Below are 21,402 nucleotides of genomic sequence, written 5' to 3' on the forward strand. Positions count from 1 at the left end.
GGGGGTATTTCAAGTCAATTAGCATAAAAAGCCATATAACGAGCAATTAATCTAAATAATCACCCGTTGGTTAACATAAAACCACTGTATTTTAATCAATTTGTATTTTTGGTGTCACAAAAATAAGTAATTCACGCTTTTCATTAAACTCACTTGTGGTTTTAAATAGTCTTCCTACGTAAGGAATGTCACCTAAAATTGGCACTTTACTCGTAGTATTAATGATCTGCTGCTGGAAAATACCACCGAGTACTACGGTTTGTCCATTCTCAACTAACACTTGAGTTTGAATCTCTTGGGTATCAATAGACACTGCTTCACCTGTTCCCGTTTGTACAGTATCACCACGAGTATCTTGAGTAATAATTAAGTCTAGAATTACTTTATTATCAGGTGTGATATGAGGTGTTACTTCTAAGCTTAGTACCGCTTTTTTAAAGCTTACAGTAGTAGCACCACTTGAAGCTGACTCAGTGTAAGGGATTTCAGTACCTTGCTCTATTCGCGCTTTTTGCTGATTAGCCGCTATGATACGCGGGCTAGCAATAATTTCGCCTTTATTCTCTTCTTCAAGAGCACTTAGTTCTAAATCAATCAGCGTACCGTTAGCCAGCTTTGCTATGTGTAAGCCAATGCTAGCCGCAGGGTTAGTAATAGGTAAATTTACATTTAATCGGTCTGAAATACTTGGTGCATTTGAAGTAGATGTCGCATTATAAATACCTTCTGCGCCTTCAAGGGAGCCTGAAATACCAACACTACTGCCTTGATCACTAAAGCCCCAGCGTACGCCTAAGTCTTCAGTAACGTTATCGCGCACAGTTACCATTCGAGATTCAATTACAACCTGCTGTACCGGAATATCGAGCGTTTCTATCATCCGGCGAATGTTTTCTATACTCTTTACAGTATCTTTTACTAATAAGGTATTTGTACGCTGATCAACCGAAACACTACCACGGGCAGTTATGATGCTGTTTGTATCTGTTTTTAATAAGTCAGCAAAATTTTCGGCTTTAGCATAGTTTAATCGAATGTATTCACTATAGAGTGGCTCTAAGTCTTCAACTTGCTGTTTAGCTTTTAAATCTTTGGCTTCACGTGCCGCAAGCTCCTCTGCAGGCGCTACCATTAAAATAGAGCCATCCATGCGTTTGTCTAGCCCTTTAATACGCAGTACTACGTCAAGCGCTTGATCCCATGGTACGCCATCTAAACGCAGTGTTATATTACCTGTCACTGAATCACTGGTTACTAAGTTAAAATCGTTATAACCCGCAATAATTTGTAGTGCTGCTCGCACAGAGATATCTTGAAAATTTAAGGTCATAGGGCGACCTTGATACTCAACTCCACCATCTAAATAGGCGTTTTGCGTTTCATCTTTTTCTACCGTCAGCGTTAAAATATTATCTATTTGCTGATACGTAAATGTAAACTGAGCATTTGGCTCAATAACGACACGACTTAATCCGTCTTCTTTAAAAGTCTCGATATTACTTACAACAGTACCAAAATCTAATACATCTAATTCATAAAGTAGGTCATCTAAAATATCGGTGTGATGAAAGTCAGCGTAAATTTTCCCGCCACTTTCATGGACTTCAATTGCAGCTTGAGTGTCTTGTAGAAATACGAGTACTTTCGCCTCGCCCTTTTCACCACGTCTAAAATCAATTGATTGGATACGGTTGATGTAATTTCCACTTACGTCACCTGAGTCCATCGCTACATCTTCATTTTCAGATTCTGTAAGAGGATTATCAGACACGCGTATTGATACTAAGTTGTTATGAACTTCAGTTTCATAAATTTTTAATCTATCTAAGTTTACCGTTACCTTTAAACCACTGTTAGTTAAAACATTAGTAACACTGCTAATTCCAGCTTGATTAACTTCAACATCATTTAAACCAACCTCTAACTCTGCGGTATCAAAAAACATTTCGATTCGGGCTGGGCTATTAAACACCTGAACTTTTGGCTCAAGCGTTAACTCTTCATCAAAAACAAGCTGTAACTCAGTTTCGCCTTTAAGTAATGGATTATAACGAACATCATAAAGTAACGGCCCTGCAACGGCTGAATTTACAGTGACTAAAGCAACAGCAGCCAGTAATGTTCGTGAAATACGATGAAGCCAAAGTACATCCTTATGCATGCTATTTTTACCTTTTTTATTATTAATTTGCGCCATCTGTTGCCGCCTCTAACATTTCTAATTTAGTCAAGCGCTCTTTCCAACAGCCAGACCCATCAGGGATTAATTCCACTAACTCTATATAGTCGTTACTTACTGTTTTTACTTTGCCATCATAACTACCAAGGTAATTCCCTACCGTTACACGATGCAAAGTAGCGTCAGCTGCTGTTATTAATGCCCATATTTGTCCACTAGAACCAATTGTGCCTTTCATTGCTAAGTTATCTAGCGGGTATTTTTCTAACGGTTCGCGGCGACGCTCTTGATCTGGGTGCAAACAGTTTTTTACTTGCGTTAATTTATTTTGGATTATCTCAGGCTGAGGCGCTACAAACGGGCTACGTAGCTGACCAGCACTGTACTCAAATATTTCAAACTTTGTCAGCTCAGGAATTGATTCAACCTTTGGTGTTGTGCTTGCTTTTACCTGATCAATAAATTCTTTTTGCTCAGACGTATCATCATTACAACCACTCAAAACAAACACCATTACTACAGGTACTACGCGAAGGAGCTTCATTTTTTAACCCCTTCTTCATAACGATATGTTTTCGCAACAACACCAAATGTTAACTGTTTATCGCCCGATGATAAAATAGAAAAGTCATGTAAGCTTACAATTCGTGGTAACTGAGCTACTTTACCCACAAACTCACCAAATTCATGGTAGGTTCCTATCACTTCTATTTTAATCGGTAATTCAGTATAAAATTCTTTCTCGACTTCTGGTAACCAACCTATTTTTAAAAAAGTCAGACCACTTGTTGTGCCAACATACGACAAATCATCAAGTAAACCAGGGGTTTCGTTAGAGGTAGGTAAACGTTTTAATAATTGTGAAAACTTATCTTCCATTTCAATCATTTGTTGACGGTAGATCTCAAGCTTACTCGCGACTGCGTATTTAGTACGATAAGTAGTGCGTAACTCGACCTCTTTCGCAACTGCACTGTGGTAACTATCAATTTCATCAGAAACTAATAGGCTATAACTAAAAAACAATACAAGTCCGGCAACAAACGTACAGCAAATTGCTTTAACTGCAATAGGCCAATCGCCAATGTTATCGAGCTCTATTTCATTCCAATCAATTTCACTCAGTGCTTTAAAATCAAGGCTCATCGCTAACCTCACCAATTTTATCAAATGGTTTTACATAAAATTCCATATTAAAATCACTAAGTAAACGCGAAGATTGATCGCCTGCAACAATGCCTTGCATTGAAGGATTCTCTAGTAAATATGAGCTTTGTACTTGGCGCAGCATTGTTGATAAACGGTTATTAGATTCACTGCGTCCCAATACATGTATTTGGCTGCCTCTGCGCTCGAGTTTTGTTAAGTAAACCCCACCCGGCACTATTTTGGCAACTTCATCCATTATTTGCGTACCCAAATTACGGCTGCTTTGTAATTCTTCAATGAGTCTCATACGCTGTTGTAAGTTTTCTTTTCTTTTATCTAAACTTCTAATTTCACTTATTTTTTTATCTAGCATGCTAATTTCTGAGCTTAAATAGTTATTCTTTAAGTTTTGACCGTCTTTTAATGCACTATAAAAAGAGCTTAATAAGTACATACTCGCAAAACAAAGTATAACGACACCAATAAGTATAGTTACAAATTTCTTTTTCGATTCTTCGCGCTGCGATTCACGCCAAGGAAGTAGATTTATATGTGGCATGTTGAAAAGCTCCTTAATGCCAACCCTGTCGCAATTGCAAACTGCGTTTTGTGACGCTGCATTACATTACGATCTACTTTTGGAGAAATTTCCATATTTTCAAAAGGCTCAGCAACGACAGAGTGAATACCTAGTTCTTCAATGAGTAATCGGTCAATACCTTTAATCATCGATGTACCACCCGTTAATACAATATAGTCGATTTGCTCTTTGCCACTGGTTGTTAAAAACATTTGCACCGCGCGTCGCACTTGTTGAAGTAACGAAGTTTGAAAAGGGGCTAATACTTCAAAGGTGTAGTTTGGCGGTAAATCACCTGATGTTTTACCAATTTCAGCTTCATCAAATCCTTTATTATAATAAGCAACGATACTATTTGTATATTGGTCGCCACCAAAAACTTGGTCACGTGTATAAATTGTTTCCCCTGCTTGAACAACGCTCACGAGCATTAAAACCGCACCAATATCAACCACAGCCACACATTTATTAAATGCGTCGCTAGGTAATTGTTGGTAATACACATCCATTGCACGACTTAATGCATAGCTTTCTACATCAACTATTTTAGCTTCTAAATTTGCAGCTTCTAAAGCGCCAACACGCGCTTCTACACTCTCAGTACGAGCAGCTGAAAGCAAAACATTCATTTTACTAGGATCGGCCTCATTCGTCGAAAGCTTCTCAAAGTCGAGGCTCACTTCATCAAGAGGATATGGAATTAAACTATCGGCTTCAATTTCAATTTGCGACTCAAGTTCAGCATCAGTTAACGATACATCCATGAAGATCACTTTTGTAATGACTGTTTGGCCAGAAACAGCCACTGCTGCAGATTTTAACGACTTTGGTAATTTTTTTCTTAATTTTGTAATTACGTTACCAATCGCTTCAATATCTTGAATTGTGCGCTCACTCATAGCGCCTTTTGGCATCGGCTCAATTGCAAGTGCTTCGAGTCGAAATCCAGTTTCAATTTCACGTAAAAGCACAGCCTTAATAGAGTGCGATCCAATATCAATTCCTACCATCATTTGGGACGGTTTTTGAAATAGTTGACTTAGCATGTTTCAACTTGGCCTTTGTTTTAATAATAAACAAGTTATAATTTTTATATGAAAAAATATTATTCATTTTTTAATCAATATATACTAGCAGTCAAAACTCGCAATTGGGAGTCCATTTAGGGAAATATAAGTGATTTTATTAAAACGAACTTTACAATTTTTTATCATTTGTGTGTTAATTGGTCTGATTACTTTGGTCAGCCTTTATTACTACGTTAAACCTGATATCCCCAGTGTGCAAGTTTTAAAAGACGTGCAATTACAAACTCCTATGCAAGTATTCACTAAAGATGGGCTTTTAATCAATCAATTTGGTGAAAAACGTCGTATTCCAGTGACTATTGATGAAATTCCTCAAACACTCATTAATGCATTTTTAGCGACAGAAGATAATCGATTTTACGATCATATAGGCATAGACCCTATTGGTATAGTACGTTCGGCTGTTGTTCTTATATCTACTGGCGAGAAAAAACAAGGTGCAAGTACTATTACTATGCAGCTTGCTCGTAATTTCTTTTTAACACGCGAAAAAGCATATATTCGTAAAGTTAAAGAAATATTTATAGCGCTTCATATTGAAGGAGTGTTAACAAAAGACGAAATCTTAGAGCTTTATCTTAATAAAATAGAATTAGGTAATCGTGCTTTCGGTATTGGTGCAGCAGCGCAAGTTTATTACGGTAAAGAGCTAAAAGATTTAACACTTGCACAAATGGCGATGATTGCAGGTTTACCTAAAGCACCTTCAGCTTTAAACCCAATTCGTAACCCAACGCGTGCAAAAGCACGCCGAAATGTAGTTTTAGGCCGTTTACTGACCGAAGACTATATAACACAAGAGCAATATAACGAAGCAACTAGCCAACCTATTACAGCTTATTTTCACGGTGCAGAAATAAACTTATACGCACCGTATATCTCTGAAATGGTGCGCGCTGAAATGGTTTCGCGCTATGGGGTAGATAAAGCCTACAACTCAGGTTTTAAAATTTTTACCTCAGTAGAGTCAAAGGTTCAAAAAGCAGCGCAAAACGCACTTGTAAATAACTTACACAGTTACGATATGCGTCATGGTTTTAGAGGTCCAACTGATGTTTTATGGAATCCTGAAACACAACCAGCTTTAACTGAGCAACAAATACTCAATAAATTACAGAGCGTAAATGAGTTAGGCACTTTAAAAGTTGCAGCAGTACTCAGTGTTAATAATAAAACAGCTACAGTACTACTTAAAAACGGTGAGCAAACAATCCTCAGTTGGGATAGTTTAAAATGGGCGCGTAAGTATATTACTCGCTACCGCCAAAGCTTTGCTCCAAAAGCAGCTACTGATATTTTAACGCCAGGTATGCAAATATGGGTACGTCAAAACGAAGATAACAGCTACTTATTAAGCCAAATACCAGAAGCATCAAGCGCTATTGTATCCCTCGATCCACAAGACGGTAGAATAAAAGCTATTGTAGGGGGTTACAGCTTTGAGCAAAGTCAATACAACCGAGCGATACAAGCTAAGCGTCAAGTGGGTTCTAATATAAAACCTTTTATATATTCAGCAGCACTTGAAAAAGGTTACACGCTTGCGTCTATATTAAATGATGCACCTATAAACCAGTGGGATAAGAGCCAAGGCGTAGCATGGCGCCCTAAAAACAGCCCTGCTGTTTACAATGGTCCTATTCGAATTCGCCGTGCTTTAGCACAGTCTAAAAACGTTATTTCGGTGCGCTTACTACGTGGTGTTGGATTGCAACGTACAGCTGATCACTTACTAAAATTTGGTTTTAAAGACGCTGACATTAATCGTAGTGAATCATTAGCACTTGGTAGTGCTTCTATTACTCCGCTTGAACTTGCAAGAGGCATGAGCACATTTGCCAACGGTGGTCACTTAATTGAACCTTACTTTATCTCAGAAATTCAAGATGCTTACGGCAATGTATTGTTTAAAGCAAACCCTGCTCTTGCCTGTGACGAAGAGCCTTTGCCAACACACAATGTACTCTCGATGCATAATAGTGATGATGAAATGGAGCAAACGAAAAAATGTGCGCCGAGAATTATTTCTAAGCAAAATGCATTTTTAATTGCTGATGCTATGAATAGTGCAATTTGGGGGGGTGGTAGCTGGGCTCATAAAACAGGTTGGAGTGGAACCGGTTGGCGAGCACAAGCGCTAGATCGTCGCGATATTTCAGGTAAAACAGGCACAACTAATGACTCAGTAGATACCTGGTTTAGCGGTTTTAATAGTAATGTGATGACCTCAGTTTGGGTTGGCTTTGATAATCCGGGCAACGCTCTTGGTCGCTCTACATATAATAACAACCTAGATAGCAGCCAAATATCAGGTGCGGAATCTGGCGCTAAAACCGCGCAGCCAGCTTGGGTTGAATTTATGAAAGCGGCACTTGAAGGCAAGCCTGAAGCCCCAATTGAGCCGCCTGAGGGACTTGTTTCTATTCGTATTGATTTAGCTACTGGTTTATTAAGCCATAAAAATGACTACACGAGTCGATTTGAATATTTTGAAAAAGGTACTGCACCTACAAAGTATGTGCTATCTCAGCCTAACGATATATTTGAAGAAGACACTAAAACAGAAGAAGAGCTATTTTAATAATATGTATGTGATACAAAAACGGCAGCTTATTTAAGCTGCCGTTTTTGTTTAAACCAAAGGTTTATTTTAAGTTTTGAACAAGCCAATATAAATCAGAGTGCACACCCGCAGCGGTCACTTCTCTACCCGCTCCTGGCCCCTGAATCACTAATGCGTTATCGCTATACCATTGGCTATTAATTACAAAAATATTATCGCCAGGTGTAAGGTTTGCTAACGCATCGCCATTAGGCACATACGCTATTCCCACTTTAGCAATTACTTCACCTTGTGTGATTTCTAACAAGCCCGTATATCTAAGTACTAAATTTTTAGACTTTGCTGTCACTGCATGCTCTTCGATGAACGCGTCTAGCTGTGCTTTTTTATTTAAAAAGTCATCCCAACTTCCCAGCGCAAGTTCATCTGGCATCAATGCCGATAAGCTAATATCGTCAAGTTCAAGCTCAACACCTAACTCTCGAGCTAAAATAAGTAGCTTACGCTGCATATCTCGCCCAGATAAATCTTCGCGAGGGTCTGGCTCTGTGAATCCCATTTTCTGAGCTTCCAGTACCAACTCAGAAAATGGCCTTGTTCCATCATATTTACTACATAACCACGAAAGCGTGCCTGAGAAAACACCTTCTATACGTGTTATTTTATCGCCACTATTTTGCAAATCAGCCAAAGCAAAGTTAATAGGTAAGCCAGCGCCTACACTGGTGTTATATCGCCAATGTAAATTACGTTCTGTAATATTACTACGAAGTGCTTTATACCAAGTAGTAGGTGCTGTTCCAGCGTATTTATTAGCACTAATTAAATGACAGTTTCTATCTACAAAGTCTGGATATAACAAGCTAAATTGTTCACTTGCGGTAATATCAATTACAATTTTATGCTCGTAATCGAGCTCATTTATAGCATTCAGTAAATCTGCAGATTGATAGCTATTTGCCTCATGCTGCCATTGAGTTTTCCATTGCTGTGTATTAATACCACTTGCATTAAACAGCATTTTTTTAGAGCGAATTAGACCGACTAATTTAATACTAAAGTCATCCGATAAACGCTCAAATTGTGCCGATAACTGTTTAATGAAAACGTCGCCAACGTTACCAAGCCCCGCAACTATAATTGCGATTTCTTGGCCTTTATTAATTAGCTTATCGTGTAAGTCACTTTGTATATCACTATCTATAAATTGATCGGTAAGCAATAAAGCATAGCCAGTATCTTGATGGACAAAACGAGGTTTTATGCTGTGGATTTTTAATAAATCTAATGCTTGTAAGCTTAATGTATTAACGTCTTGCTCAGGCGCTACAATTGCACAACCGTTTAAATTTGACTCACTAATATTTGCCCTACCCGCAAAATAATTAATAACCAGATAAGTTTGTGCTGCAGGTACTACTAAATACACTTCACCATTATGGTTAAAGTGATGAAGGCTATGCTGAATAAGCTGACTAACACTTGCAACTTCACCTTCACTTAATCCTTCAACCATTAATAGGTCAACATTTTGCAACGTGGTTATAAAACGTTTTTTCTTCGCTGAACCTTCTTTTACTATATCTGTTGGACTTGCTTGTACGTCAAAACTACTGCGAACAGCTAGCTTAATATCTGTGTTTTTAAGTGGCGATAGTGTTTTTGCATGTAATACAGGGTTACCCAAACGAGCTAATAAATTAGCCTGCCCACGGCAAATTTTGCCGTACTTAATCGCTTTTTGTACCTTGCGAGGATCAGTGCTATACACCCCCTGTGTATCAGTCCAAATACATACTTGCTTAGCATTGCAATAATTTGCAAGTAGTGTTGCACTGTAGTCACTGCCATTTCGGCCAAGTGTTACAGTCTCGCCTTTGATATCTGCGGCAATAAACCCAGTAACAACATTTATTTTATTAGGCAAAATTAACTGCCCACATTGCTGCGCATTTTGCGCATGCATTAATTCGCCATCATTTAAGGTAAAAAGAGTACGTGCATCTTGAGCGCATGCCTCAATATTTAGCTGCTGTAAATAAGTAGCGAGTAAACGTGCTGACCACAGTTCGCCATGTGCAAGTAATGCAGCCTCTTTTAGCTGCTCAGCTTGAGCAAGTTCTGCAATATAGCTAAGTTCGATACTTAGTGTTTTAAGTGCACTTCGTTTGAAATCGGCTTCTAATAGCTGCTTTATTAAATCACTTTGATGGTTATTTAACTGCAGTAAAATATCAGCTACTGCTTGAGTATCTTGTTTTTGATAGCTTTGCCAAAGTAATACTAGCGTATCGGTTGTCTTACCCGCAGCCGATACCACCACACAATCACCCGGTTGAGTATGTGTAATTATTATTTTTGCTACGCTTTGGTATCGCTCACTTGAGCTTAAACTTGAACCACCAAATTTATGTACACAATTGACCATATTAATCACCAAAGCGCCGGACGGGCTGCACTTAATTTAACGTTCCCACCAGAAGTGCCTGCACCTTTGCCTACACGGCCAACATTTTTATTTTGCCCTGGTTTTACAAGTTCAAACACTCGCTCAAAATCAGCGACTAAATCGTGTATATCTTCAATACCTACCGAAATACGAATAAGCGTATCGCCCACACCCGCTTCTAAACGTGCTGTTGCCTCCATACCTGCGTGCGTCATAGTTGCAGGGTGACAAATTAAGCTCTCTACGCCACCTAGTGACTCAGCTAAACTAAACGTTTTAAGACTAGTTAAAAATGCCGCAGCGTCATTTATATCGCCTTTAATATCAAAACTAACCATGCCACCAAAACCAAGTTGCTGTGCTTTAGCCAGTTCATGTTGAGGATGTGACTCAAGACCTGGGTAGTAAACTTGGCTTACATATTCAGAGCTTTCAAGATACTTAGCTATTGCCAGTGCATTTTCTTGATGCTGCCTTAGGCGCACATTTAAAGTACGTAAACCACGAAGCGTTAAATAGCTATCAAAAGGCGCACCCGTAATTCCAATGTTATTAGCCCACCAAGCAAGCTCATCGCCTAACTCTTGTGTTGCGGCAATAACAGCGCCGCCTACTACATCTGAGTGTCCGTTAATGTATTTAGTGGTTGAATGCACCACAATATCTACACCAAACTTAATAGGGTTTTGTAAAGCAGGCGACAAAAACGTGTTATCTGCAGCCACCAATGCACCGCATTGCTTTGCAACATCGGTAACCGCTTTAATATCTGTTAAACGAAGTACTGGGTTACTTGGGGTTTCTATCCAAATAAGCTTAGGTTTAATTACTAAAATTTGTTGAAGGCTTTCTTCTTTTGTTAAATCTAATATTTCGAGCTTTAGTAGTCCGCGTTTTTGTAAAGATGTAAATAAACGATAGCTGCCACCATAACAATCATGTGGAATTACTAACGTATCGTCACTATTAAGTAGCTGAGTAGCTAAATGCACGGCAGCCATGCCTGTAGCTGTAATTATGCCACGAGCGCCACCTTCAAGCTTAGCAAGCGTCTCAGCTAAAATATCACGATTAGGATTACCGCTACGACCATAATCATACTCACGCTTAGTATCAAAGTCGGCAAACGAATAAGTAGTCGATAAATAAATTGGCGGTACCACCGCACCATGATGTTTATCAGCATCAACGCCGTTACGTACAGCAATGGTCGCTTTGTTTTTTTCGCTCATATTCGTCACCTGATTAATTTGGATGTTTAGACGTCTAAAAGAGTAAGTTATCCGTTTTGATAAGTCAAAGTATTTTAAAGCTCTAGATGGCTAAAAGTAGAAGAGGCCTCTGCGAATAACACATTTTAGCTCACAAAAGTGTGCTTATCTTTACACCTACAATAGGCTTATTAAGATAGATCTGTATCTATTATTTGACTATCTTTTTTAAATCGATAGAATTTCACGCATATTTACACGCTTTTTATACCGTGTGAGAAATTAATAATCTGAGGCAACGATACATCTTATGGCTAAATGGAATGGTGAGTATATTCACCCATACGCAGAACACGGTAAAAAATCAGAGCAAGTTAAAAAGATCACCGTTTCGATCCCGCTAAATGTATTAAAGGTATTAACTGACGAACGTACACGTCGTCAAATCAATAACCTTCGCCATGCTACAAATAGTGAATTGCTATGTGAGGCATTTTTGCATGCTTTTACTGGCCAACCTTTACCAAATGACGATGACTTACGTAAAGATAACGCCGAAAAAGTGCCAGAAGAAGTTAAAAAAATAATGCAAGAAATGGGTCTAGAAGTACCCGTTTTAAACGAAGAATAAATATTACAAAGACAAAAAAACCTCAGTAATTACTGAGGTTTTTTTATGTCTAAATTTTATTGCATAGCTCTACTGTATAGATTTACTGCATATAGTTTTCAGGTAGCTCAATTTGTGCAACACCTGACTCAATAGCAGCAAGTGCAACAGCTCTTGCTATACGCGGCAGTAAACGTGGATCCATTGGTTTTGGAATAATATACTGCGCACCAAATTCTAGTTTATCTACTCCAGCGGCTTTTAAAACTTCTGCAGGTACTGGCTCTTTGGCAATACTTCGAATAGCATCTACTGCAGCAATTTTCATTTCATCGTTAATAGCACTTGCACGTACATCAAGTGCACCACGGAAAATAAACGGGAAACATAAAACATTATTAACTTGGTTAGGGTAATCAGAGCGCCCTGTTGCCATGATTAAATCGTTGCGTGCGCCGTGCGCAAGTGCAGGATCAATCTCAGGATCTGGATTTGAACATGCAAACACAACTGGTTTTGCAGCCATTAGCTTTAAATCTTCAGCCGCTAATAAGTTAGGGCCAGAAACACCCACAAACACATCAGCATCTGCAATTACATCTTGCAATGTACGCTTATCGGTATTGTTAGCAAAAAGCTGTTTGTATTCATTTAAGTCATCGCGGCGGGTATGAATAACACCTTTGCGGTCAAGCATATAAATGTGTTCACGCAGTGCACCACACTTAATTAACAGCTCCATACACGCAACAGCGGCAGCGCCTGCACCTAAACATACAATAATTGCATCTTCAATTGACTTACCTTGTACTTCTAGCGCATTTAACATACCAGCAGCCGTTACAATGGCAGTACCGTGTTGATCGTCATGAAAAACAGGAATACTACAACGCTCTATTAATGCTTTTTCTATTTCAAAACACTCTGGTGCTTTAATATCTTCAAGGTTAATACCACCGAATGTGTCGGCAATGTTGGCAACCGTATTAATAAAGTCTTCTGTTGTTTTGTGCTTAACTTCAATATCGATAGAATCAAGCCCTGCAAAACGTTTAAACAATAACGCTTTACCTTCCATTACAGGCTTAGACGCTAAAGGACCTAAATTACCAAGGCCTAGAATTGCAGTACCATTAGTAATAACCGCAACCATGTTACCTTTACCAGTATATTTATAAGCATTTGCAGGATCTGCAGCTATTTCACGTACAGGTTCGGCAACACCTGGGCTATACGCAAGTGCAAGATCATGAGCCGTTTCAGCTGGTTTTGTAAGCTCAATGCTAATTTTACCTGGTACGGGATGTGAGTGGTAATGTAGTGCTTGTTCACGAAAGTCAGACATAACGCGATGGTATCCTGCAATTTAAGTTAAAGTGAGAGATGGAGTCTTGGGGTACGATACCCTTATTATTTTTAAATTCCAAGCAATATCAGGTCTATCCTGTTATATGCTATATCCTTTAATTTTAAGAGGTTTTTCAGTAACTTTGCAGGATTATATCAACATTTAATAAATAAAAATTCACCTAAAAAGTAAGTTTTAAGGTGCTTTTATGCCTATCAAAATCTTATAAAATGTATACTTAAAGTATCAGCATAAACTTAGAATAACAGCCTACTACCCTACTTTAAAAACAGATAAGCCCACGTTAGCTACTTTTATCAACCTAGTTAAAAATTGTACTATTTAAAATATAGAGAATATCTATCGATTTGTCTGTAAAGGATTATGCATACTCAGAATAAGAATAGGAAATAGTTATGCAAAAGGAGGGGATAGTTAAAATCAACGAAATAATACCAATCTGCTTATATATGGGGTCTATTTAACGTTAAGAAAATTACGCTAGAACTAGGCAAAAATTTTTGTATCTAGTTGTTCTAAATAAAAAAATTTTAACGACGTTATAGTGCAATTTAATTCGTTAAATTGCTCAAAGATTTATGTAGGTTGGCTTAAGATAATAAATAACAAATTTTAGGCACAAAAAAAGCACCCTAAGGTGCTTTTTTTAACTAAACAGCAATAATTACTTCTTGCTGGCAAGTGCACCGAAGCGCTTGTTGAAGCGATCAACACGTCCGCCAGTGTCTAAAACTTTTTGCTTACCAGTGTAAAACGGGTGACACGCAGAACATACGTCTAAGTGAATGTCTTTACAAAGAGTTGAGCTAGTTTCGAATTTATTTCCACATGAACATGTTGCAGAAATTACTTCGTACTTAGGGTGAATACCTTCTTTCATAGGAACCTCTAGTTAAGGCCGCATCGCTCTCCAAACCCGGAGTTTGGCACCATACGTCGTTAAAACAAATTTGTTGGTGGCGGATTTTATCCAACAACCTCCCCCCACACAAGTATTTATTTATATTTTTGCCAAAAAAGTGAACAATCTCTTTCTCAAGCACTATTGCTAGTAGGTTTTTAGCGTTATTTTTAGTACATTACAGCATTAATTTTACGGGTTGAGTTGTTATGAGTTTTGTTGAAGTTGCTATTAAAGTCCCGCTTCCACGCACCTTTGATTATAAAATAGAAGAACAGCTCAGTGGCTTATCAATTCCCTTACTACCTGGCATGCGAGTTTTGGTACCTTTTGGTAATCAAAAAAAAGTAGCGGTTGTTTTGGGTATTAAAAGCAGTACCGACGTCCCTTTAAATAAAATTAAAAATATTATAGAGGTAATAGACGACGCCCCTATTTTAAGTGCCCAGCATTTAGAACTCCTTAGCTTTACTGCCCGCTATTATTGCTATCCATTAGGCGAAACTATTCATATAGCGCTACCTGGTGCACTTCGCCAAGGTGAATCGCCTGATAAAACCAGTATTAATATGGTTGCCCTGACAGAAAAAGGTGCAAAAGTACCGTCATTAAAAGCTAAAACACAGCTCAACCTATTAAAGCAGTTATCGCAATCAGGTAAGTCATCATTAACTGAGTTAAAAGCACTGGGCTTTAGTAAAAAAACAATAGATAGCTTAATAGATAAAGAACTCATAACACAAACTATTGAGCACGATAACCAATGGCAAAGTGTTGCTCCAACCGTCGGTAGTAAACCAGTACTTAATAAAGAACAAGCGGTTGCTTGCACAGCTATAAATCAAAGTACTGGCTTTAGCAGCTTCTTATTAGAAGGCGTAACGGGCAGCGGTAAAACCGAAGTGTATTTACAGTGCCTAGAAGAAGTACTCAAACGTGGCGAGCAAGCCCTCGTACTCGTGCCCGAAATCGGCCTAACACCACAAACCGTAAACCGTTTTCGCCGCCGCTTTCCTGATACACCCATTATGCTTTGGCACTCAGCACTTACCGACAACGAACGTTTACAAACATGGCGTTTTTGCGAAAAAGGCAGTTGCGCGATAGTTATTGGCACGCGTTCGAGTATTTTTCTGCCATTTTTAAAACTCGGTATGATTGTTGTTGATGAAGAACACGATTCATCATTTAAACAACAAGATACCCTTCGTTACCATGCTCGTGATTTAGCCGCTTACAGAGCTTTTCAGCATAAAATTCCGCTTATATTAGGCAGCGCCACACCCGCGCTTGAAACACTTCACAAAGCAATTAATAACAAATACCAGCTATTAAGTTTAACCGAGCGCGCGCAAACAGCGACTGACAATCAGTTTAAGTTACTCGATATGAAAGGTCAGCCCGACCAAGCAGGTATTGCACATGCAAGCCTTGCTACTATGCGTCAGCACTTAAATCGCGGTAAACAGGTTATGGTATTTTTAAATCGCCGAGGTTTCTCTCCAACCCTTATTTGCCATGAGTGCGGTTGGTTGAGCGAGTGTAAACGATGCAGTACCAGCGCTACATTTCATAAAGCGATTGGGCAAATGATCTGTCATCACTGTGGCGACCAGTACCCTGTTCCTCACCAATGCCCTGACTGTGGAAGTACGCAAATATTTCCTAACGGTAAAGGCACAGAGCAAATTGAAGAGTTTTTATCGACCGAGTTCCCTGATACACCCGTTACTCGTATAGACCGCGATTCAACTCGCCGTAAAGGTAGCCTTGAAAAAGCACTTGATGAAATAAATCTAGGCGGCGCACGCATTTTAGTGGGCACACAAATGCTTGCCAAAGGCCATCACTTTGCAGATGTAAGCCTTGTTATAATTTTAGATGTAGATAGCGGCTTATACTCATGCGACTTTAGAGCAACAGAACACTTAGCGCAATTAGTCACCCAAGTAGCGGGGCGTGCTGGACGTTCAGGTGAGCCTGGCCAAGTGTTATTACAAACACACTTTCCAGAACACCCTCTTTTACAAGACTTAGTTAATAATGGTTACCAAGACTTTGCCCGCTTTGCTCTTAGTGAGCGCGATGATGCTGACTTACCGCCCATTACAAATATGGCCATTGTGCGTGCACAAGGGCATAGTATTAAACTAGTCGTCGATTTTTTGACGGATTTGGTTCCTGTGAATGGGGTATCTGGTATACAATTGCTCGGTCCGATCCCTGCCCCACTTGAAAGAGTCGCAGGCATGTATCGTTTTCAATTGCATATTCAAGCGCAAGATCGTCGCATATTACATCAGTACCTTGCGCAAATGGTTGATTATTTAAGTACCAGTAAACTTGCACAAAAAGTACGCTGGAGCTTAGACGTAGACCCTATAGACATGATTTAGGTTAAGGCCAAAATAACACCATGGCACAGCACGATTATATTAATAAAAAGCCTGCAGGCAGAAACAGTAAAAAAAACGCACCCGCTAAAAAACCATTTCCTATTCTTTTAGCCGTTATAGCCATCTTACTTGTAGGTGGTTTTGCCTACACATTATGGTTTATAAAAAGTAATGCCGATCCAAAACTTGTCGAAAAACAAGCTAACCCAACTGCACCCGCAAAAGTAGAAGTTGTTATTCCACGTACACCGGAATTTATTAAAGAAATAAGAAACCACGAGATTCAAGTTGAAGTAAAAGAACTTGAGCAAAAAGGTCCTTATGTTATGCAATGCGGTTCGTTCAGAACTCATGCACAAGCTGAATCATTAAAAGCTAAAATCGCATTTGCAGGGCTCATTTCTGAGATAAAACAGGCTGAAGGCAGCAATGGTACTTGGTATAAAGTACGTTTAGGCCCTTATAAAACCAAACGCCAAGCCGAAAGCGATAAAAACAAACTTAAACGTGTAAAAATAGTCGGCTGCGGAATTTGGGGCTGGACTTGAAAATAAACCATTCACCCATATAACCTCATCATAATCGTTTTTTACGAGTTGCCTCTGCAGCTCGATGATGAGGAATAACATGACTACTATCGTAAGTGTTCGCCGCGGCGACAAAGTTGTAATTGGCGGCGATGGCCAAGTTTCACTTGGTAACACCGTAATGAAGGGCAACGCCCGCAAAGTTCGACGTCTTTATAATGGCAAAGTAATCGCTGGTTTTGCCGGCGGTACTGCTGATGCCTTCACTCTTTTCGAACGTTTTGAAAGCAAATTAGAAATGCACCAAGGTAACCTAACTAAAGCCGCAGTAGAAATGGCTAAAGATTGGCGAAGCGACCGTGCCCTTCGAAAACTCGAAGCGCTGCTCGCTGTAGCAGACGAAACAGCCTCTTTAATTATTACCGGTAATGGCGATGTAGTTCAGCCAGAAAACGATTTAATTGCGATTGGTAGTGGTGGTAACTTTGCGCAATCAGCTGCAACCGCCCTTTTAGAAAATACAGATTTAAGCGCTCGTGAAATAGTAGAGAAAAGCTTAACTATTGCAGGCAACATCTGCGTATTTACTAATAACTTCCAAACAATCGAAGAATTATAATAGGAACTATTATGTCTGATATGACCCCAAGAGAAATTGTTCACGAGCTAGATCAGCACATTATAGGTCAGGCTAAAGCTAAAAAAGCGGTCGCTATTGCGCTTCGTAATCGCTGGCGCCGTATGCAATTAAATGAAGATTTACGCAGTGAAGTAACACCAAAAAATATATTAATGATTGGTCCAACAGGTGTAGGTAAAACAGAAATTGCCCGCCGTTTAGCAAAACTTGCTAACGCACCATTCATTAAAGTAGAAGCGACTAAATTTACTGAAGTTGGTTATGTTGGTAAAGAAGTAGATACGATCATACGTGACCTCGTTGATGTTTCAATTAAAATGACTCGCGAACAGCAAACTAAAAAGTTTAAACATCGCGCCGAAGAAGCAGCAGAAGAGCGAATTTTAGATGCACTTTTACCACCGGTTAAAGATCAATATGGCGAAAGCCAACGCGACGATACTTCATCTACTCGCCAAACATTTCGTAAAAAATTACGTGAAGGTCAATTAGATGATAAAGAAATCGAGATTGAATTAGCGCAAGCTCAATCAAACGTAGAAATTATGGCGCCTCCTGGTATGGAAGATATGACCAACCAGTTACAAAGCATGTTTCAAAACATGGGCGGCGATAAACGCACTAAACGTAAGTTAAAAATTAAAGAGGCCTTCAAACTATTAACGGAAGAAGAAGCCGCTAAATTAGTAAACCCTGAAGAGCTAAAAGAACAAGCTATTTTTGCAGTAGAGCAAAACGGTATTGTGTTTATTGATGAAATAGACAAAATTTGTAAACGTGGTGATTCTTCAGGCCCTGATGTGAGCCGAGAAGGTGTTCAGCGCGACTTACTACCGCTAATTGAAGGCTCAACAGTAAACACTAAACACGGTATGGTTAAAACTGACCATATGTTGTTTATTGCCTCAGGTGCGTTCCAAATGTCTAAACCATCAGACATGATACCTGAGCTACAAGGTCGCTTACCGATTCGAGTAGAACTTGAGCCACTAACTGCAAATGACTTTAAACGTATCCTGACAGAGCCGCATGCATCGCTTACTGAGCAACAACGAGAGCTCCTTAAAACTGAGCAAGTAACGATTGAGTTTAGTGATGATGCTATTGAGCGTATTGCTAAGGCAGCGTGGCAAGTTAACGAAAAAACCGAAAACATCGGTGCTCGTCGCTTGCATACTGTGATGGAAAGATTGATGGAAGAAATTTCATACGATGCTTCTGAAAAAGCAGGTTCATCACTTGTTATTGACGCCGCTTACGTTGAAAAACATCTAGGTGCACTTGTTGAAGATGAAGACTTAAGCCGCTTCATTCTATAAAACGAATATAAACGTTATACTAAAAGCCTCCAGATTGGGGGCTTTTTAATGGGATATATAAAATGAAACACGTTACAAAAGTGCATTACCACAGCGTGAGTAAAAATTTAGATGTTTATTTTGACGACGATAGCCAAGCAATCTTTAGCTGTGAATTTTTACGCGTTCACTCTCCCTCTGCTGAAGTGCAAGGCCATGGCTCTGGTCCAATGAAGCTAGTACTTAATAAACAATCTGTAGGTATAAAAAACATAGTACCTGTTGGGCATTATGCACTGCGTTTAGATTTCGATGATGGTCACAATAGCGGACTGTTCAGTTGGAGTTACTTTGAAAAACTACAAGCGCAGCAACAAACGTTGAGCGATGAATATTCGGCACGCGTAGCCGATCACGAACAAAACAAAAACAGTGTACCAATAAAGTTTATTCCTTAAACCTTATTGGTAACTTTAGGTGGGTATTTTTAGATTAGTTAACCTAAACCCTGGTTAAAATATTTACTATCCAGAGTTCAGGTTAGTTACACTTTAAACTTATCAATAGCGCTAAATAACACTCTAGCTTGCTCAGATACTTCTTCGCTAGTTTGGGCGTTTTTAGCAGCATGTTCAGTTGCATCTTGCGCAATGTCGCGAATTCTTACAACATTTTTATTAACCTCTGATGCCACTTGGCTTTGCTCGTCAATAGCAACCGCTATTTGAGAGCTCATTTCCATTATTGTTTGTACATCTTCAGTAATTGCGCCTAATAACTCACCTGCTTTAATTGCTTGTGAGGCACTTTCATCGCCTTGAGAACGACATTTATGCATAATACTCACCACTTCTTGAGTACGCTGCTGTAAGGTACTTATAATACCTTCAATCTCACTCGTGGACTCTTGAGTACGCTTCGCTAATGAACGAACCTCATCTGCAACAACAGCAAAACCACGACCATACTCACCAGCACGTGCCGCTTCTATTGCCGCATTAAGTGCGAGTAAATTTGTTTGATCTGCAATCCCCCGAATTACATCAAGCACTGAACCAATTGTTTCGCCATCTTTTTCAAGTTGCGATACTACATTTGATGCATTCCCTAACGAATCAGATAGGGCTCTAATGTGCTTAACGGTAGAGTCAACTTCACTGCGCCCTTGTTGAGCACTTAAGTTTGTTGACTCTGCTTTTTTAGCAGCCGCTTCAGTATTATGTGAAATATCCTGAATCGTCGCCTGCATTTCGGTGGCTGCAGTTGCAACCATGTCGGCTTCATGTAATTGCTCTTGCATACCGGAGCTTGTTGCTGCGGTACTTTCTGATAAATGCTCTGTTGCTATGTTAAGCGTATTTAAAGCACCATTAACTTCGTTAATTAAGTTTTTAAAATCGCCTATTAAACTATTAAAGTCGACCGTCATGGTGGTAATTTCGTCTTTACCTGTTTGCTCTATCATCACGCTTAAATCATTATTACGACGAATATCGTTAATGGTGTGATAAACCCGCTCTATAGGCACAATAATCGAGCGGCTCGTGAAATAAACCAACATTAAAACAATAATGCCAGCAATCACAAAAATAAGAATGGCTAAAAATTGTGCCTGTTCAACGCTTTTATCTACCTGTTGCTTAGTGCTTAATAGTATCTGCGCAACGATTGCATCACTTTGTTCAACACTTTTACGCATTTTTCCAAGTGCACCTGAATTTAAATCTAAGCCCAATTCAACCTGTGCCTGGACCAATGCTTGAAATTGCGTTTGGTAGGAATTTAAAAAGCCATTTAATTGAGCTGTGTACCCCGTATCAAATTGAGCCTGAGCGATTTGCTGCTTTAAAGTATCAACCCCTTCATCAAATCGAGTTAAATACTTAAGATCAAAACGTAGCATAAAATCTTTTTCAGCCCGTCTTAATTGTAATATAGAAGATAAGAGTTTGTAATTACCTTGCTCTTTGAGCAAGCTTTCGACCTCGTGTACTGCACTTCTTAGTTCGCCATACAGCCCATCTTTTGGGTGTAATCCTATGCGTTTTTGTAGCACAACAACACTCATAAAGTCATTGTTATAAGCACTTACCAAATTATCGAGATTACTTATTTTTTGGGTTTCGATACCCTGCTCTTGCATAATTACATTCAACTTAGCAATTTTACTTTTAAGCTGGTTATAATCTTGTTCAAATAAGTCTAATGCTTCTTCTTGTTTATAAAAAAGAAAGTTTTTTTCATGTTTACGCAGTTCTAATTCATGGATATTAAGCTCTTCAGCAAGCTGAATTGTTTTATTTAAGCTTAACGTTGTTCTCGCTTCATAAATTATTACGCATAAAAGGACCACCATTGCTAAACCAACAACGACTGCGTTTAACTGTAAACGTCGTTTGATTGTTAAGTTTTGTAAAAAATTCATCGCTAACGCCTTTTTTA

The 21,402-nt window shown here is 39.1% G+C and carries 17 protein-coding genes; 7 read left to right on the forward strand and 10 right to left on the reverse strand.

What is annotated here, in order from left to right:
• Nucleotides 1–91: 91 nt before the first annotated feature.
• Genes AAEY62_RS08765 through AAEY62_RS08785 form a run of 5 tightly spaced genes read right to left on the reverse strand, consistent with a single transcriptional unit; the run spans nucleotide 92 to nucleotide 4,954 of the window.
• Nucleotides 92–2,197 (reverse strand): type IV pilus secretin PilQ, encoded by a 2,106-nt coding sequence (locus AAEY62_RS08765; RefSeq protein ID WP_024589890.1) that lies wholly within the window; start codon nucleotides 2,195–2,197, stop codon nucleotides 92–94.
• Entirely contained in the window at nucleotides 2,184–2,723 is a 540-nt protein-coding gene (locus tag AAEY62_RS08770; RefSeq protein WP_007586272.1) for a pilus assembly protein PilP, read from the reverse strand. The genes AAEY62_RS08765 and AAEY62_RS08770 overlap by 14 nt, the downstream gene beginning before the upstream one ends.
• Complete coding sequence (locus AAEY62_RS08775) at nucleotides 2,720–3,325, reverse strand: type IV pilus inner membrane component PilO (protein ID WP_197102494.1); 606 nt, start codon at nucleotides 3,323–3,325, stop codon at nucleotides 2,720–2,722. Before AAEY62_RS08775 ends, AAEY62_RS08770 begins: the two co-directional genes overlap by 4 nt.
• Nucleotides 3,315–3,887, reverse strand: coding sequence for a PilN domain-containing protein (locus tag AAEY62_RS08780; RefSeq protein WP_007586268.1), 573 nt, complete (start codon nucleotides 3,885–3,887; stop codon nucleotides 3,315–3,317). The genes AAEY62_RS08775 and AAEY62_RS08780 overlap by 11 nt, the downstream gene beginning before the upstream one ends.
• Nucleotides 3,875–4,954 (reverse strand): pilus assembly protein PilM, encoded by a 1,080-nt coding sequence (locus AAEY62_RS08785; RefSeq protein WP_024589891.1) that lies wholly within the window; start codon nucleotides 4,952–4,954, stop codon nucleotides 3,875–3,877. The genes AAEY62_RS08780 and AAEY62_RS08785 overlap by 13 nt, the downstream gene beginning before the upstream one ends.
• A 130-nt stretch (nucleotides 4,955–5,084) precedes the next feature.
• On the opposite strand from AAEY62_RS08785, the gene AAEY62_RS08790 reads away from it, so the two are divergent.
• On the forward strand, nucleotides 5,085–7,577 hold the full coding sequence (locus AAEY62_RS08790; RefSeq protein ID WP_350634817.1) for a penicillin-binding protein 1A: 2,493 nt from the start codon (nucleotides 5,085–5,087) through the stop codon (nucleotides 7,575–7,577).
• A 64-nt stretch (nucleotides 7,578–7,641) separates the two neighbouring features.
• Here AAEY62_RS08790 and metL read toward each other — a convergent pair whose 3' ends face one another.
• Both metL and metB read right to left on the reverse strand, forming a co-directional pair.
• On the reverse strand, nucleotides 7,642–9,987 hold the full coding sequence (gene metL, locus AAEY62_RS08795; RefSeq protein ID WP_350634818.1) for a bifunctional aspartate kinase/homoserine dehydrogenase II: 2,346 nt from the start codon (nucleotides 9,985–9,987) through the stop codon (nucleotides 7,642–7,644).
• 5 nt (nucleotides 9,988–9,992) lie between these two features.
• A complete protein-coding gene (gene metB, locus AAEY62_RS08800) occupies nucleotides 9,993–11,240 on the reverse strand; it encodes a cystathionine gamma-synthase (protein ID WP_010553801.1) in 1,248 nt (415 codons plus the stop codon).
• 289 nt (nucleotides 11,241–11,529) lie between these two features.
• Here metB and metJ point away from each other — a divergent pair, with 289 nt between their 5' ends.
• Entirely contained in the window at nucleotides 11,530–11,850 is a 321-nt protein-coding gene (metJ, locus tag AAEY62_RS08805) for a met regulon transcriptional regulator MetJ (protein ID WP_007586263.1), read from the forward strand.
• A gap of 82 nt (nucleotides 11,851–11,932) precedes the next feature.
• Here metJ and AAEY62_RS08810 read toward each other — a convergent pair whose 3' ends face one another.
• Nucleotides 11,933–13,174, reverse strand: coding sequence for a malic enzyme-like NAD(P)-binding protein (locus tag AAEY62_RS08810; RefSeq protein WP_007582028.1), 1,242 nt, complete (start codon nucleotides 13,172–13,174; stop codon nucleotides 11,933–11,935).
• Nucleotides 13,175–13,862: 688 nt separating this feature from the next.
• Nucleotides 13,863–14,078, reverse strand: a complete 216-nt coding sequence (gene rpmE, locus AAEY62_RS08815; protein ID WP_007582029.1) for a 50S ribosomal protein L31 — start codon at nucleotides 14,076–14,078, stop codon at nucleotides 13,863–13,865.
• Between the two features lie 230 nt (nucleotides 14,079–14,308).
• Here rpmE and priA point away from each other — a divergent pair, with 230 nt between their 5' ends.
• From priA to AAEY62_RS08840, 5 genes are all read left to right on the forward strand, one after another.
• Complete coding sequence (gene priA, locus AAEY62_RS08820; RefSeq protein ID WP_007582030.1) at nucleotides 14,309–16,495, forward strand: primosomal protein N'; 2,187 nt, start codon at nucleotides 14,309–14,311, stop codon at nucleotides 16,493–16,495.
• Nucleotides 16,496–16,515: 20 nt separating this feature from the next.
• Nucleotides 16,516–17,043, forward strand: a complete 528-nt coding sequence (locus AAEY62_RS08825; RefSeq protein ID WP_007582031.1) for an SPOR domain-containing protein — start codon at nucleotides 16,516–16,518, stop codon at nucleotides 17,041–17,043.
• A 79-nt stretch (nucleotides 17,044–17,122) separates the two neighbouring features.
• Nucleotides 17,123–17,641, forward strand: a complete 519-nt coding sequence (gene hslV, locus AAEY62_RS08830) for an ATP-dependent protease subunit HslV (protein WP_002958366.1) — start codon at nucleotides 17,123–17,125, stop codon at nucleotides 17,639–17,641.
• A gap of 11 nt (nucleotides 17,642–17,652) precedes the next feature.
• Nucleotides 17,653–18,981: an ATP-dependent protease ATPase subunit HslU gene (gene hslU / locus AAEY62_RS08835; RefSeq protein ID WP_024594430.1), complete on the forward strand. Its 1,329-nt coding sequence runs from the start codon at nucleotides 17,653–17,655 to the stop codon at nucleotides 18,979–18,981.
• 62 nt (nucleotides 18,982–19,043) lie between these two features.
• Nucleotides 19,044–19,418: a gamma-butyrobetaine hydroxylase family protein gene (locus AAEY62_RS08840; protein ID WP_197187932.1), complete on the forward strand. Its 375-nt coding sequence runs from the start codon at nucleotides 19,044–19,046 to the stop codon at nucleotides 19,416–19,418.
• An 86-nt stretch (nucleotides 19,419–19,504) separates the two neighbouring features.
• Here AAEY62_RS08840 and AAEY62_RS08845 read toward each other — a convergent pair whose 3' ends face one another.
• Nucleotides 19,505–21,385 carry a methyl-accepting chemotaxis protein gene (locus AAEY62_RS08845; protein ID WP_350634819.1) on the reverse strand — a complete coding sequence of 627 codons (1,881 nt, stop codon included), beginning with the start codon at nucleotides 21,383–21,385 and terminating at the stop codon, nucleotides 19,505–19,507.
• Between the last annotated feature and the right edge of the window lie 17 nt (nucleotides 21,386–21,402).

The organism is Pseudoalteromonas sp. GW168-MNA-CIBAN-0100 (genome assembly GCF_040309225.1).
Classification (GTDB): Bacteria; Pseudomonadota; Gammaproteobacteria; order Enterobacterales; family Alteromonadaceae; genus Pseudoalteromonas; species Pseudoalteromonas arctica.

What these genes read in the sequence shown, in the direction of transcription:
- hslV (WP_002958366.1), top strand. Translation starts at nt 17,123, where the DNA reads ATGACTACTATCGTAAGTGTTCGCCGCGGCGACAAAGTTGTAATTGGC.
- hslU (WP_024594430.1), top strand. Translation starts at nt 17,653, where the DNA reads ATGTCTGATATGACCCCAAGAGAAATTGTTCACGAGCTAGATCAGCAC.
- AAEY62_RS08785 (WP_024589891.1), bottom strand. Translation starts at nt 4,954, where the DNA reads ATGCTAAGTCAACTATTTCAAAAACCGTCCCAAATGATGGTAGGAATT.
- AAEY62_RS08845 (WP_350634819.1), bottom strand. Translation starts at nt 21,385, where the DNA reads ATGAATTTTTTACAAAACTTAACAATCAAACGACGTTTACAGTTAAAC.
- metJ (WP_007586263.1), top strand. Translation starts at nt 11,530, where the DNA reads ATGGCTAAATGGAATGGTGAGTATATTCACCCATACGCAGAACACGGT.
- metB (WP_010553801.1), bottom strand. Translation starts at nt 11,240, where the DNA reads ATGAGCGAAAAAAACAAAGCGACCATTGCTGTACGTAACGGCGTTGAT.
- AAEY62_RS08770 (WP_007586272.1), bottom strand. Translation starts at nt 2,723, where the DNA reads ATGAAGCTCCTTCGCGTAGTACCTGTAGTAATGGTGTTTGTTTTGAGT.
- AAEY62_RS08775 (WP_197102494.1), bottom strand. Translation starts at nt 3,325, where the DNA reads ATGAGCCTTGATTTTAAAGCACTGAGTGAAATTGATTGGAATGAAATA.
- priA (WP_007582030.1), top strand. Translation starts at nt 14,309, where the DNA reads ATGAGTTTTGTTGAAGTTGCTATTAAAGTCCCGCTTCCACGCACCTTT.
- metL (WP_350634818.1), bottom strand. Translation starts at nt 9,987, where the DNA reads ATGGTCAATTGTGTACATAAATTTGGTGGTTCAAGTTTAAGCTCAAGT.
- AAEY62_RS08810 (WP_007582028.1), bottom strand. Translation starts at nt 13,174, where the DNA reads ATGTCTGACTTTCGTGAACAAGCACTACATTACCACTCACATCCCGTA.
- AAEY62_RS08765 (WP_024589890.1), bottom strand. Translation starts at nt 2,197, where the DNA reads ATGGCGCAAATTAATAATAAAAAAGGTAAAAATAGCATGCATAAGGAT.
- AAEY62_RS08780 (WP_007586268.1), bottom strand. Translation starts at nt 3,887, where the DNA reads ATGCCACATATAAATCTACTTCCTTGGCGTGAATCGCAGCGCGAAGAA.
- AAEY62_RS08825 (WP_007582031.1), top strand. Translation starts at nt 16,516, where the DNA reads ATGGCACAGCACGATTATATTAATAAAAAGCCTGCAGGCAGAAACAGT.
- rpmE (WP_007582029.1), bottom strand. Translation starts at nt 14,078, where the DNA reads ATGAAAGAAGGTATTCACCCTAAGTACGAAGTAATTTCTGCAACATGT.
- AAEY62_RS08840 (WP_197187932.1), top strand. Translation starts at nt 19,044, where the DNA reads ATGAAACACGTTACAAAAGTGCATTACCACAGCGTGAGTAAAAATTTA.